Annotated in this window: 15 protein-coding genes; 6 read left to right on the forward strand and 9 right to left on the reverse strand. The window is 62.2% G+C overall.

Translation table 11 applies throughout. The features are described 5' to 3' along the window. Nucleotides 1–155: 155 nt before the first annotated feature. Nucleotides 156–1817: a flavin-containing monooxygenase gene (locus AB8A50_RS25905; RefSeq protein ID WP_439079399.1), complete on the forward strand. Its 1662-nt coding sequence runs from the start codon at nucleotides 156–158 to the stop codon at nucleotides 1815–1817. Nucleotides 1818–1942: 125 nt separating this feature from the next. Here the strand turns inward: AB8A50_RS25905 and AB8A50_RS25910 are convergent, their stop codons facing one another. Next, nucleotides 1943–2734 (reverse strand): SDR family NAD(P)-dependent oxidoreductase, encoded by a 792-nt coding sequence (locus tag AB8A50_RS25910; RefSeq protein ID WP_439062187.1) that lies wholly within the window; start codon nucleotides 2732–2734, stop codon nucleotides 1943–1945. Between the two features lie 218 nt (nucleotides 2735–2952). Here AB8A50_RS25910 and AB8A50_RS25915 point away from each other — a divergent pair, with 218 nt between their 5' ends. The 3 genes from AB8A50_RS25915 to AB8A50_RS25925 are packed head-to-tail and all read left to right on the forward strand — an operon-like array spanning nucleotide 2953 to nucleotide 5182. Further along, nucleotides 2953–3747, forward strand: coding sequence for an enoyl-CoA hydratase/isomerase (locus tag AB8A50_RS25915; RefSeq protein ID WP_068733289.1), 795 nt, complete (start codon nucleotides 2953–2955; stop codon nucleotides 3745–3747). A gap of 3 nt (nucleotides 3748–3750) precedes the next feature. After that, the gene (locus AB8A50_RS25920; protein WP_439079400.1) at nucleotides 3751–4749 is read left to right on the forward strand and encodes a phosphotransferase family protein; all 999 of its coding nucleotides are present in this window, start codon (nucleotides 3751–3753) and stop codon (nucleotides 4747–4749) included. Between the two features lie 58 nt (nucleotides 4750–4807). After that, nucleotides 4808–5182, forward strand: coding sequence for a DUF6285 domain-containing protein (locus AB8A50_RS25925; protein WP_093759524.1), 375 nt, complete (start codon nucleotides 4808–4810; stop codon nucleotides 5180–5182). Nucleotides 5183–5193: 11 nt separating this feature from the next. Here the strand turns inward: AB8A50_RS25925 and AB8A50_RS25930 are convergent, their stop codons facing one another. Continuing rightward, entirely contained in the window at nucleotides 5194–5973 is a 780-nt protein-coding gene (locus tag AB8A50_RS25930) for an enoyl-CoA hydratase-related protein (protein WP_320446737.1), read from the reverse strand. A gap of 146 nt (nucleotides 5974–6119) precedes the next feature. Between AB8A50_RS25930 and AB8A50_RS25935 the strand changes: the two genes are divergently transcribed. Then, entirely contained in the window at nucleotides 6120–7394 is a 1275-nt protein-coding gene (locus AB8A50_RS25935) for an acyl-CoA dehydrogenase family protein (RefSeq protein ID WP_439079401.1), read from the forward strand. Between the two features lie 118 nt (nucleotides 7395–7512). On the opposite strand, the gene AB8A50_RS25940 is transcribed toward AB8A50_RS25935, so the two are convergent. The 4 genes from AB8A50_RS25940 to AB8A50_RS25955 all read right to left on the reverse strand — a co-directional run bounded on the left by AB8A50_RS25940 (nucleotide 7513) and on the right by AB8A50_RS25955 (nucleotide 9561). Continuing rightward, nucleotides 7513–8148 (reverse strand): HAD family hydrolase, encoded by a 636-nt coding sequence (locus AB8A50_RS25940; protein ID WP_439080035.1) that lies wholly within the window; start codon nucleotides 8146–8148, stop codon nucleotides 7513–7515. Nucleotides 8149–8163: 15 nt separating this feature from the next. Further along, nucleotides 8164–8538, reverse strand: coding sequence for a TIGR02301 family protein (locus AB8A50_RS25945; RefSeq protein ID WP_439079402.1), 375 nt, complete (start codon nucleotides 8536–8538; stop codon nucleotides 8164–8166). 80 nt (nucleotides 8539–8618) lie between these two features. Continuing rightward, on the reverse strand, nucleotides 8619–9092 hold the full coding sequence (locus AB8A50_RS25950) for an NUDIX hydrolase (protein ID WP_439079403.1): 474 nt from the start codon (nucleotides 9090–9092) through the stop codon (nucleotides 8619–8621). Further along, nucleotides 9046–9561 carry a hypothetical protein gene (locus AB8A50_RS25955; protein WP_068733299.1) on the reverse strand — a complete coding sequence of 172 codons (516 nt, stop codon included), beginning with the start codon at nucleotides 9559–9561 and terminating at the stop codon, nucleotides 9046–9048. The genes AB8A50_RS25950 and AB8A50_RS25955 overlap by 47 nt, the downstream gene beginning before the upstream one ends. 61 nt (nucleotides 9562–9622) lie before the next feature. Here AB8A50_RS25955 and AB8A50_RS25960 point away from each other — a divergent pair, with 61 nt between their 5' ends. After that, on the forward strand, nucleotides 9623–10378 hold the full coding sequence (locus tag AB8A50_RS25960) for an SOS response-associated peptidase (RefSeq protein WP_439073185.1): 756 nt from the start codon (nucleotides 9623–9625) through the stop codon (nucleotides 10376–10378). 1 nt (nucleotide 10379) lies between these two features. On the opposite strand, the gene AB8A50_RS25965 is transcribed toward AB8A50_RS25960, so the two are convergent. Genes AB8A50_RS25965 through AB8A50_RS25975 form a run of 3 tightly spaced genes read right to left on the reverse strand, consistent with a single transcriptional unit; the run spans nucleotide 10380 to nucleotide 13297 of the window. Beyond that, nucleotides 10380–10808 (reverse strand): GNAT family acetyltransferase, encoded by a 429-nt coding sequence (locus tag AB8A50_RS25965; protein WP_089262327.1) that lies wholly within the window; start codon nucleotides 10806–10808, stop codon nucleotides 10380–10382. Continuing rightward, a complete protein-coding gene (locus AB8A50_RS25970) occupies nucleotides 10805–12262 on the reverse strand; it encodes an FAD-binding oxidoreductase (protein ID WP_439079404.1) in 1458 nt (485 codons plus the stop codon). The genes AB8A50_RS25965 and AB8A50_RS25970 overlap by 4 nt, the downstream gene beginning before the upstream one ends. 51 nt (nucleotides 12263–12313) lie before the next feature. Then, nucleotides 12314–13297, reverse strand: coding sequence for an L-threonylcarbamoyladenylate synthase (locus AB8A50_RS25975; RefSeq protein ID WP_439079405.1), 984 nt, complete (start codon nucleotides 13295–13297; stop codon nucleotides 12314–12316). Nucleotides 13298–13333 lie beyond the last annotated feature (36 nt).

Genomic DNA, 13333 nt, shown 5'->3' on the forward strand with positions numbered 1-13333 from the left:
CGCTAGCGTATGGGGAAGGGCGATGCCAAGCTGACCAGCGGCATTCCGCCTGGCAAAATACCGCGGCGACGATTCCCGATTTCCTGCTTGCGCTTTCGCGTTATGCGGGAAATGCTGCCTGTAACAAGCAAAGCAAAAAATACGGGAGTGAACGCATGGCCGCTGCTCAGCCGCAACCTGTCTCGCATCAGAACGCGCGTATCGATGTCGTGGTCGTTGGCGCCGGGTTCGCGGGGCTTTATCTGCTGCACAAGCTGCGCGGCCTCGGTCTCCATGTGAAAGTCTTCGAACAGGGCGGCGATGTCGGCGGCACTTGGTACTGGAACCGCTATCCCGGCGCGCGCTGCGACGTCGAGAGCATGCAGTATTCGTTCTCGTTCGATAACAAATTGCAGCAGGAATGGGACTGGAGCGAGCGCTACGCGCCGCAGCCCGAAATTCTGCGCTATGCCGGCCACGTCGCCGATCGCTACGATCTGCGCAAGGACATCCAGTTCAACACGGCCGTCAAATCCGCAGTTTTCGATGAGCGTGCCAATCGATGGACGGTGACGACTTCCGATGGCCAGACCACCACCGCGCAGCATGTCGTGCTCGCGACGGGTTGTCTGTCGAATGCGCGTACGCCCGAATTCCGTGGCATGAAGGACTTCAAGGGCAAGGTCTATCACACCGGCAACTGGCCGCATGAGACAGTCGATTTCACCGGTCTGCGCGTCGGCGTCATCGGCACCGGCTCGTCAGCAATCCAGTCGATCCCCCTGATCGCCGAACAGGCGAGCCAGCTCACTGTGTTCCAGCGCACCGCAAATTTCAGCGTGCCGGCGCGCAACGCGCCGCTCACCGATGATGAGCGCAAATCGTTTCGCGACAACTATCCGGAGATTCGCAGGCAGGCGCGCGAGGATTTCAAGAACGGCATCGTGCAGCCGATTCCGGATCGCGGCGCGCTCGACGATCCGGAGCATGAAAGGCGCGAGAAGTATCATGCGCGATGGACATCGGGCGGGCTTACCTTCATGGGCGTCTACAATAACCTGGTCCTGGATCAGCGCGCCAACGATACCGCCGCCGATTTTATCCGCGAGAGAATTTCAGAGATCGTCAGCGATCCCGAAACGGCAAGGCTGCTGCAGCCGACCGATCATCCGGTTGGTTCAAAGCGTATCTGCGTCGACACAGATTACTATGCGACCTTCAATCGCCCGCATGTGACGCTGGTCGATATCAAGGCCCATCCGATCGAGCAGATTCTGCCGCATGCCGTGCGCACCGGCGGCAAGGATTACGAGGTCGACGCGCTGGTGCTCGCCACCGGTTTCGATGCGATGACCGGCTCGGTTGCCAAGATCGATATCCGCGCTCGCGGCGGCCAGACGCTGAATGACAAATGGGCGGAAGGCCCGCGAACCTATCTCGGCCTGATGAGTGCCGGCTTCCCGAACCTCTTTATCGTCACCGGTCCCGGCTCGCCCTCGGTGCTGTCAAATATGATCGTGTCCATCGAGCAGCATGTCGACTGGATTACCGATTGCCTGAGCTATATGCGCGACCGTGGCGCCGAGGTGATGGAGGCAACGCGTCCCGCCGAGGACAAATGGGTCGCTCATGTCAACGAGGTGGCGGCTGGCACGCTCTATCCCCAAGCCAATTCCTGGTACATGGGTGCGAATATTCCCGGCAAGCCGCAGATATTCATGCCCTATATCGGCGGCGTCGGTGTCTACCGGCAGATTTGCAACGATGTGGCAGCGAAGGACTATGAGGGATTTGCGATGACGGTGGGCGCGCGGCCAAAGGAGGCGGTGGCCTCGTAGAGGTGGGCCGAGAAACTAGGTCCCCCCGGTCGTCATGGCCGGGCTTGACCCGGCCATCCATCTTCATTGGCTGCAGGGGCAAAGATGGATGCCCGGATCAAGTCCGGGCATGACAGCATTTGTGGTTAGAACGCCGTATACCCGCCATCGATCACGAACGTATCCGCCGTGTGATACGATGACGCCTTGCTCATCAGATAGACCGCGATGCCGCCGAAATCCGATGGTTCGCCGAAACGGCGCACCGGAATGCGCGGCATGACATTGGCGACGAATTTCTCGTTGCCCATGATCCCGGCCGTCATGTCGCTCTTGATCCAGCCCGGCAGGATCGCATTGGCTGTCACGCCCTGCCGTGCCAGTTCGACGGCCAGCGCGCGCACCAGCGCATTGATCGCCGCTTTGGTCGCCGCATAGTGCTCGTTGCGCGCGGTGCCGAAGATCGAGGCAAGACTCGATGTCGCAACCAGCCGGCCGAACTTGTCACCGGCTTCGGCGCGTTCGGTCATGTGGCGCGCGGCAACCTGGAAGGCATGAAAGACGCCGTCCAGATTGGTCGCGAACATGGTGCGCCACTGCTCTTCGGTGCGGTCGATGAAATTGTGCCGGCCGCCGCCGCCGATGCCGGCATTGGCGAAGCAGCCATCGACGCGTCCGAATGTCCTGAGCGTGGCATCCATCGCCGATTTCACCGAGGCGGTGTCGGTGACGTCGCAGACCAGCGTGTCGACCTTGCCGGTGCAGTCCGCCATGGTGGCAGCCGCGGCCTTGTTCTTCTCGGCGTTGCGGCCCCAGATCGAGACGTTGCAACCAGCGGTGGCCAGCGCCTGCGCGATGCCGAGGCCGATACCGCCATTGCCGCCGGTGATGACGGCCACGCGGCCGCTGAGGTCGAATATCTGTGTAGACGTTGCCATGTCAGCGTTTCCATGTTTGGCGCGCGTTATGCCGTGCGTCCGTTGGTGGGCTGGTGTTCCCCAGGAAGCATGGACAAGCGCGTCCGAAAAATCAAATATGCCGCCTGACATACAATCGCATGATCCCGAAAAGTGGATGCCGGTTTTCGGATCAGATCATGCCCAGACAAAGCTTCCACACCGCGGAATAAACACGCGGATCATCCCGTGAGGAAACCATGCAGTTCAAACACGTCACGCTCGATTTCGACGGTAATGTCGCCATCCTGAAGCTCGATCATCAGGAGGTGATGAACGCGGTCTCGGTCGATATGCTCGGCGGCCTCGGCGAAGCGCTGGACGAGATCGATGATCGCAAGGCGGACGTGCGCTGCGTGGTCCTCACCGGTGCCGGCCGTGCCTTCTGCACGGGCGCCAATCTTCAGGGGCGCAACAATCAGCTCACCAAGGCGCGCAGCAACGCCGGCGCGACGCTGGAGACCGCCTTCCATCCGTTCCTGCGCCGGCTGCAGAACCTGCATTGCCCGATCGTTACTGCGGTGAATGGCCCCGCCGCCGGCGCCGGCATGAGCTTCGCGCTGATGGGCGATCTCATTTTGTGTGCACGCTCGTCCTATTTCCTGCAGGCGTTCCGCCGTATCGGCCTGGTGCCGGATTGCGGCTCGACCTGGATCTTGCCCCGCCTGATCGGCAAGGCACGTTCGGTCGAACTGTCATTGCTTGGCGAAAAGCTGCCGGCCGAGAAGGCGCTGGAATGGGGCCTCGTCAATCGCGTCTATGACGATGCGGCGCTGATGGATGAAGCCATGAAGCTCGCCCATGAACTCGCCAACGGCCCGACCATCGCACTGTCGCTGATCCGCAAGCTCTACTGGGAAAGCCCGGAGAATTCCTTCGAGGACCAGATCAATCTCGAGGTCAAATCGCAGCGCGCCGCCGGTGCTTCGCCGGACTTCAAGGAAGGCGTCGCGGCGTTCCTGGAAAAACGTCCGGCCAAGTTCACGGGCCAGTAAGCCTTGAGTACGACGTCTGTTGCGGAGCTTTTGGCGCGCAGTGCGGCGGCGTGGTGTCCCGGTGCGGCGGGCGTGACATCCGCAGCACGGCTGTCCGGCGGCGCCAGCCAGGAGACGTGGTCGTTCGATATCACGCATCCCGATGGTGCCATCGGCGCCATCCTGCGCCGCGCACCGTCGGGTTATGGCGCTGCGCCCGGCCGTGCCGCGGGTCTCGATGCGGAAGCGGTACTCATGCAACTCGCGCATGATGCTGGCGTACCGTCGCCGAAGGTGCTGCACGTTCTCAGACCGGATGACGATCTGGGAACGGGCTTCATCATGCAGCGAGTCGCTGGCGAAACCATCCCGCGCAAGATTTTGCGCGACGAAGAATTCGCCGACGCACGGCCCAAACTCGCCCGGCAATGCGGCGAGATTCTTGCTGGCATTCACGGGCTGTCCGCTGCAAGCCTGCCGCAACTGCGCCGCATGAATGCCGCAGCAGAAATCGCCGAATTGCAGCGGGAGATCGACGGTTTTGGCTGGCCGCGCCCGGTGTTCCAGCTGGCGCTGCGCTGGTTGCGCGATCACGATCCCGGCCCGTCAGAACGCGTCACTTTGGTGCATGGTGATTTCCGTCACGGCAATCTGATGATCGGGCCCGATGGCGTCCGCGCGGTGTTGGACTGGGAGCTCGGGCATCTCGGCGATCCCATGGAAGATCTCGGCTGGATCTGCGTCAATTCATGGCGCTTCGGCGTCATCGACAAGCCGGTCGGCGGTTTCGGCACCTATGAGGAATTGTTCTCGGGTTATGAGGCGGCCAGCGGCATCGCCGTCGATGTGGCACGCGTGAAATTCTGGGAAGTGATGGGCACGCTACGCTGGGGCGTGATGTGCGTTGGCATGATGCAGCGATTTCGTTTGGGGCCGGATCATTCGATGGAGCGTGCGATGATCGGACGGCGCTCGTCGGAGACGGAGATCGATCTGTTACGGCTATTGGCGCCGCGCGCATGATCCCGAAAAGTGGTGACCGGTTTTCGGATCAGATCATGCGCAAAAACAAGGTGATGACATGCAGGACGAACCGAGGCCCGATGAACTGGTAAAGGCCGTCGCGGATTTTCTCCGCAACGACATTGCGCCTCAGATCTCAGGCCATGCCGCCTTCAAGCTGCGTGTCGCGATCAACGCGCTCGATCTGGTGACCCGGCAGCTCACTCTTGCCGGCGACAGCGATGCCGCCGAGCTGCATGGATTGACGATGCTGCTCGGCGTGCATGGCACGCTCGACGGGTTGAACCAGGATCTTGCCGACCGCATCGCGCAAGGCGACATCGATCTCACGACGCCCGGTGTGAAAGAGCATCTGTGGCAGACGACACTGGCGAAGCTCGCCGTCGATCAGCCGAATTACGCGGCGTACAAACGCGAGCTGGAACCGAAGTAAGCGCCGCGGCGCTACTTCCCCTTCCAGTTCGGCTTGCGCTTCTCCGAAAACGCCTTCGGCCCTTCCACATAATCCTCCGACGCTGCCATGGCCTTCACCGCGGGATATTCGCGCTGCTCGGTGATGGCCTGTTCCAGCGACACCGCCATGCCCTTCTGGATCGCTTGCTTGGAGGCGCGGATCGACATCGGTGAATTCTGGCAGATGGTCTCGGCCCAGCGCAGCGCGGCGTTCAGGGCTTCGCCCTGCGGCACCACTTCGTTGACGAAGCCGAGCTCATAGCCTTCCTGCGGCTTCACATGGCGTGCGGTGAGGATCATGCCCATGGCGCGCTTCATGCCGATCTGGCGCGGCAGCCGCTGCAGGCCGCCGGCGAGCGCGGCGAGGCCGACGCGGGGCTCGGGCAGGGCAAAGGTCGCATTCTCGGCCGCGATGATGAGGTCGCAGGCCAGCGCAATCTCGAAGCCGCCACCCATAGCGACGCCGTTCACGGCAGCAATGATCGGCTTGTCGCAATCGAAGCGCGCGGTGAGGCCGGCGAAGCCCGACGTGTTCCAGCCGCGCTTGCCGCCGGCGGCCTGCCATTTCAGATCGTTGCCGGCGCAGAACGCCTTGTCGCCGGCGCCGGTGACGATCGCAACCCATTGGTCGGGATCACTGGCGAAGTCGTTGAACACCTCGTGCAGCTCGTTATGCGCATCGGTGTGCAGTGCGTTGTAAACTTCCGGACGCGACAGCGTCACGATGGTGATCGGTCCCTTGCGGGTCACGGTTGAGAATTGCAGAGCCATCGCGGCCTCCCTTTTGTTTTTCGTTACGCAGAATTTATGACGCCAAAGCGTACTTGACTTGCCGCGCTTGACTTGATCGGACGATGCCATCTTAATCGCTCGATTAACAAGAGCAACAAAGCTCGGAAAACAATCGGGAGAGCGCCTTGGATTTTTCCCTGCCGGCCGATCTGGTCGCCTATCTCGCTGAACTCGATTCATTCATCCTGCGCGAGATCAAGCCGCTCGAAGAGCGGGATGACAATATTCGCTTCTTCGATCATCGCCGCGAATGGGCGCGCACCGATTTCGATAATGGCGGTCTCCCGCGACATGAATGGGAAGCGCTGCTGCGCCAAGCGAAGAACTTAGCCGACGGCGCCGGCCATCTGCGCTTCGCAATCCCGAAGCGCTATGGCGGCAAGGACGGCAGCAATCTCTGGATGGCTGTGATCCGCGAACATTTCGCAGCCAAAGGGCTCGGCCTGCACAACGATCTGCAGAATGAGCATTCCATCGTCGGTAATCTGCCGCTGGTCACGATGCTCGATCGTTACGGCCGCGAGGACCAGAAGGAGATGATCGAGGGCTCGATCACCGGCAAATATCGCATCACCTTCGGCCTCACCGAACCCGAGCATGGTTCTGATGCCACGCATATGGAGACGACGGCCGTCGAGGCGACGCGTGATGGCGTCAAGGGCTGGGTCATCAACGGCGAGAAGATGTGGACGACCGGCATGCATGTGGCGACGCATTGCGCGCTGTTCGCGCGCACGTCGGGGAACCATGGCGATGCGCGCGGTATCACCTGTTTCCTGGTGCCGGCCAAGGCTGCGGGCGTGAAGATTGAAGAGTATATGTGGACCTTCAACATGCCCACGGACCATCCGCGCGTGTCATTCACCGATGTGTTCGTGCCGGATGATGCACTGTTCGGCGAGATCGGTCGCGGTTTGTCACTGGCGCAGTGCTTCGTGCATGAGAACCGCATCCGGCAGGCGGCGAGCTCGCTCGGCGCCGCAGTCTATTGCATCAATGAAAGCGTGAAATATGCGCGCGAGCGAAAACCGTTCGGCGAGGAGCTGGCGCGCAACCAGGGAATTCAGTTTCCGTTGGTCGAGCTGGCGACGCAGGCGGAGATGCTGCGGCTGCTGATCCGCAAGACGGCGTGGGAGATGGACCAGCTCACCCAGGCGCAGGTCGAACACACGCTGTCCGACAAGGTGTCGATGTGTAACTACTGGGCCAACCGGCTGTGTTGCGAGTCCGCCGATCGCGCGATGCAGGTGCATGGCGGCATGGGCTATTCACGGCACAAGCCGTTCGAGCACATTTATCGCCATCACCGCCGCTACCGCATCACCGAAGGCAGCGAAGAAATCCAAAAACGCAAGGTCGCGGGATTCCTGTTTGGCTATATGGGCGCAGGGAAGCATTGAACTAGTTTCGACACGCCGCCCTTTCCGCCGTCATTGCGAGGAGCGAAGCGACGTGGCAATCCAGAGGTCACAAGCGAAGACTGGATTGCTTCGCTTCGCTCGCAATGACGTTGATAGCTCAGTCGATAAACCCCGGAATCTCCGCAGGCGAAGCCACCAGATGCTTTGCACCGGCGGAGGTCAGCTCCTCACGGCCGCCATAGCCATAGAGCGCGCCAATCCCCGGAATGCCGTTATTCGCGGCGCCGATAATGTCGTGCTTGCGGTCGCCGATCATGATCGCACGTGCGGGATCGGCGGAGGTTTCATCGAGCGCGTAGCGCAGCAGGTCGCTCTTGTCGACGCGGGTACCGTCGAGTTCCGAGCCGAATACGCGCGTGAAATACTTGCGCAGGTCGAAGTGGTCGACGATACGGTCCGCAAAGACATGCGGCTTGCTTGTGGCGACAAACAGCCGGCGGCCTGTTGCGTGCAACGTATCGAGCGTCGCTGTGATGCCATCATAAAGCGTGTTCTCGAACAGGCCGATGGTGCCGAAGCGTTCGCGATAGAGCTCCACGCCGCGATCGGCGTCTTTCTCGCCGCCGAGCAGTGCCACGAAGCTGGCACGCAGCGGCGGGCCGATGCACCAGGTCAGTTCGTCCTGTGTCGGGACGGGAAGACCGAGCTTGCCGAGCGCATACTGGATCGAGCCCGTGATGCCGATCTTGGGATCGGTCAGCGTCCCGTCGAGGTCGAAGAAGACCGTGTCGATCGCAGGTGATTTCATCTAGTTCGCATACCTTGCGGTGAGGTCGCGCGAGATCCGCGAGCCTTCGTCGATATAGCGGCGGATTGCGATACTGGCGGCAGGCGTGCAGGTCCGGTAGGTCTGCTGGAAGCCGTTATAGCCACGGTTGAAGCCAGCGATCATGCGGGTGCGGCGCTCGCCGGATGGCGTCTCGGCATCGACCAGCGCCTGCATTTCGTTGCGCCACTTGTTGCCTTCGTTGTTGCCGCAGATGCCGCGCAGGTAATGCAGCGCGCCGAGAATCTCCGACATCCGCTGCAGGTCATTGTCGAACGGCGCAGCCACGTCCTGCGCCCGGGCAGAGCCAGTGCCGATCGTCACAACCGTCAGAATAATGAGCAGATGCTTCAACATGAATGGTCCCGGAACCCGGCTGATATGCCTTTTCAAGGCGTCTGAAGCAAGGCAGCGCTGCTGGTACGCCGAGGTGCTACTTATGGTCCGACCAGATCTTCTGCCATGGCGAGGATCGGGCCGAGGCCATCGGTCGTCTTGAAGGCGCCGAGATCGTCCGGCGCGACCCACTGGAAATCGTCATGTTCGTCATTTAGCTCGGGCTCGCCAGCCACCCAGCGCGCGGCAAAGGCCATGATCAGGTAATGCCCCGCGACCTTGTCGTTGGGCAGGACTTCGCGAAAGCCGGACAGGCCTACAATGTCGATGGTCAGTCCGGTTTCTTCCATCACCTCGCGGGCAAGGGCTACGGCGAGGGATTCGCCGAATTCCACGCGTCCGCCGGGGAGTGAATAGAAGCCCTTTCCCGGCGAACGGGCGCGGCGGACCAGCAGCACCTTGCCATCCCGGAAGATGGCGGCGCTGGTGGCGAGCTGCGGATGGGTAGGAGGCGTGTCGGTCACGAGGTCATTGCGCCATGATGCTGTCGACGTCGGATTCCTGATCACGGCCATTGATGATGCCGCCGGCCGTTCCGACCATGGGCTTGACCCAGCCGGCTGCCTGTTCGGCCAGCATGGCGCGGGTCCGGTCCTGCTGCACGGTGCGCATGGCTTCGCCGACAGTTGTCAGGATTTGCGTCATGTTCGCCACCAGCGCATCGAATTCTGCACGGATGGCCGGGCGTGCAGCCTCATAGGATGCGATGGCGAGATCGCGTGCCTTGAAGTTGGATTTGATGAAGTGCTCGGCATAGCTGAGCGGCTGCCATTCCAGGAACAGCTCATAGCAGTCCGGCATGTCCGGGATCAGCTCGAGCAACATGATGGCTTCATTGAAATGATTGAGATAGTCGGTCGCCAGACCCGTGCGTGGATTGATATTGGCGGCCATCAGCTCGGCAGCTGACGCGACGGGGCCGGCACCGGCACTGGCCAGATCGTGATGGTCATGCTGCGCCGGTTGTATGGCCGTCAGGGTCATATGTCGCACTGTTGGTGTTTTGGGTTAAAACCGCCTGAAGAGGCAGGATTGCGGATCGAGAATGTGCGGGCGGTTTGTCATTACATCAGCGCCGGAAGCGTTACGGCAGGTATTCAGTTATATCGAGCAACCGAATTTTCCTGCGAGGTACAATATTGCGCCGACGCAGCCGGTTCCTGTTGTCATCGTTGAAAACGGATCCCGGCATTTCCGTCTGATGCGATGGGGCCTTTTGCCCTCCTGGGTCAAGGACCCGCGGAAGTTTACGCTTCTGATTAATGCACGCGCCGAGACGGTGCAAGAAAAGCCAGCCTTCAAAAACGCGATTCGCCGACGCCGCTGTCTGATTCCGGCCGATGGCTATTACGAATGGCAAAATCGCGGTGAACGCAAACAGCCGTATTTTATCCACCCAAGCGCAGGCGGGCCGATGGGCTTTGCGGGCCTGGCCGAGACCTGGATGGGACCGAACGGCGAAGAAGTCGACACGGTTGCGCTCATCACCGCAGAAGCCAGCACGGGCATGTCGGTTCTGCACCATCGCGTACCGGTGACGATCGCACCCGATCATTTCGGCCAGTGGCTCGATTGCAGTTCGGATAGTGCGTCCGATGTGATGACGATGCTCGCTGCGCCCGCAGACGGCACCTTCGCCTGGCATCCGGTGGCGATGGCCGTCAACAAGGTGGCCAATGACGATGCGCAACTGATCCTGCCGATCTCGGCGGAAGAAGCTGCCGTGGAGCAGGTGAACCCGACGAGGGCGCCGCGCAAGGTTGTGGTGAGCGAGGACGACGGCCAGGGCTCGTTGTTCTAGTTCACGGCGTCAGCGGCCGTCCGTCGAGCCACTTGGCATAGATCACGCGCTTCTGTTCGCCGTAGCCGAGCGACTCGTAGAACGCCTGCACCTTGGTGTTATCCGAGCGCACCATGAGCTGCATCTTCTCGATGCCGCGCTCGCGCAGCCAGTCTTCGGCTGCACCCATGATGCCACGGCCGAAATCCTGGCGCTGGTGCTCGGGATCGACCGAGACGTAATAGACCCAGCCGCGATGGCCATCATGGCCGACCAGCACGGAGGCGACAATGGTCCTTCCCTTGCGACCGACCAGGACATCAGCATTGGTGCCTGCGCGCGCCAGCCTGATATCGGCCTCCGGATCGTTCCAGGGCCGGACCAGTCCGCAGCGCAGCCAGAGCTGGACGACCGCTTGAATGTCGGTGTCGACGAGCCGGGCAACTTTCAATGTTGCACCGGCAGCAGCACTTTGCCGGGATTGAGGATGTTCAGCGGATCCAGCATCGCCTTCAGGCTGCGCATCAGTTCGATGGCGACGGGGTCCTTCACCGAGGGCAGCTCAGCCGCCTTCATCTGGCCGATGCCATGTTCGGCGGAGATCGAACCGCCCATGCGCAGAACGACGTCGAAGACGACTTCGTTGACGTCGTGCCAGCGCGCCAGGAATTTCTCGCGGCCGTCGCTGTCGCCGAGCGTCTCCTTGGGCTGCGTGACATTGTAGTGGATGTTGCCGTCGCCGAGATGGCCGAACGGCACCGGACGTGCGCCGGGCATCAGCTTCACGACAGCCGCATTGGCTTCGGTGATGAAGGCAGGCACGGAAGCGACCGGCACCGAGATATCGTGCTTGATCGATCCGCCTTCCGGCTTCTGCGCCGGCGAGATTTCCTCACGCAGTTTCCAGAACGCCTGACGGTGGGCGATATTCTCGGCGATCACGGCGTCATCCACGATGCCGTCTTCAAAGCCGCGTTCGAGAATCGCCTCCAATGTCGCGCGGGCATCGTCGCGTCCCGACGACAATTCCATCAGTACATACCAGGCGTGTTTGCTGGAGAGCGGGTCGCGAATGCCGATGCCGTGGCGGACGCTGAAATCGACGGCGATATCGGCGATCAGTTCGAAACTGGTGAGGTTACCGCCAGCTTCGGAGCGGGAGATGCTGAGCAGCTTCAGCGCATCGTCCGGCGACTTCAGGCCGACAAAGGCGGTCTCGACCGCGCGCGGCTTCGGAAACAGCTTCAGCGTCGCCGCGGTGATGATGCCGAGCGAGCCTTCGGCGCCGATAAAGATATTGCGCAGATCGTAGCCCGTATTGTCCTTCTTCAGCTTGGACAGGCCATTGAGAATGCGGCCGTCGGCCAGCACGACTTCGAGGCCGAGGGCCATTTCGCGCGCGACGCCATAGGCGAGGGCGGTGGTGCCGCCGGCATTGCTGGAGAGATTGCCGCCGATGGTGCAGCTACCTTCGGAGCCCAGTGACAGCGGAAACAGCCGGTCGGCTTCGGCGGCGCGCTGCTGCGCGACCTGCAGCACGAGGCCGGCTTCCACCGTCATGGTGTTGGATGAGGTGTCCAGATTGCGCACCTTGTCCATCCGGCGCATCGACAGCACGACCTCGCCGCCATAAGGCGTCTGGCCGCCGACGAGCCCAGTATTGCCGCCTTGCGGCACCAGCGCGGTGCGCGTCTCGGTGGCGAGCTTGCAGATGGCGGCGACTTCGGCGGTCGAGCCCGGGCGCAGCACCAGCGGCGAGGTGCCGAAAAACAGGTTGCGATCCTCGGTGACGTATTGGTGCACGTCGGCCTGATCGGTGATGGCGTATTTGTCGCCGACGATGGCCCGGAAGCGCGCGATGGTTTCGGGAGAAAGCGTGGGCGGCTTCGGCTGGACGATATTCATAACTATTCCCTTGGATATTTTCTTGGCGCGTTTCTTGGTCTCGTGTTCGCGTTACACGGCGGCGCGGCGCAACCGGTCATTGATGGCTTCGCCGAGCCCGTGGTTCGGCACCGGCATCACCGCGATGCCGCTCGCGCCTTTAGCGTCGAGCGCGCGAAGATAGCCGAAAAGATTGGTGGCGGCTTCCCCGAGATCGCCCTGTTCGGACAAATTCAGAACAGCGGCGGCCGCCTCGATGCCCGGCATCGGGGCCGATCCGAAAGCCAGTAGCGCCTCGCCGGGATTCACGGCCTCGGCCAGCAGCCGCACCCGTGTCCGCGGCGCATAATGTGAGGCCAGCATGCCCGGCGCCAGCGGCTGGTTTGTATCGCTTGCGGGGTCGTCCGGCGGGCTCGCCAGCGGCTGGCCCAACACCCGCTCGATCGCTTCGCGCGGCAGGCCACCGGGGCGGAGCAGCATTGGCGTGTCGAAACAACCGACGATGGTGGATTCAACGCCCACTTCAACCGGTCCGCCATCGAGAATCATGTCGATCCGGCCATCCAGATCGCTCAGCACATGGGCTGCGGTGGTCGGCGAGACATGCCCGGAGATATTGGCCGATGGCGCCACCACGGCGCCGCCAAAGGCCTGCAGGAGCGCGTGGGCCACGGGATGCGCCGGCACGCGAATGGCAATCGTGTCGAGGCCGGCGGTGGCCAGATCGGCCACCGGGCAGTCAACAGCCTTGGGCAGCACCAGCGTCAGCGGCCCCGGCCAGAACGTCTCAGCAAGCGCCAGCGCGCGCGCATCGAATCGGGCAATGCGCCGGGCAGCGGCGAGATCGGCCACATGGGCGATCAGCGGATTGAACGACGGCCGGCCCTTGGCCTCATAGATCCCTGCCACGGCTCGTGGATTGGCCGCATCGGCGCCGAGTCCGTAGACCGTCTCGGTCGGAAACGCCAGCAGCCCGCCCGCGCGCAGGCAGCCCGCTGCCTCCGCAATATGCGCGGCGTCGGCGGGGCTCATCCGGGTGGTCAGGCCTACGGCCATGCAGGGCAGATCCTTGTCTTCAAAATTGGTCAGGCT

Origin of the sequence: Tardiphaga sp. 841_E9_N1_2 (assembly GCF_051811065.1) — a bacterium.
Classification (GTDB): Bacteria; Pseudomonadota; Alphaproteobacteria; order Rhizobiales; family Xanthobacteraceae; genus Tardiphaga; species Tardiphaga robiniae.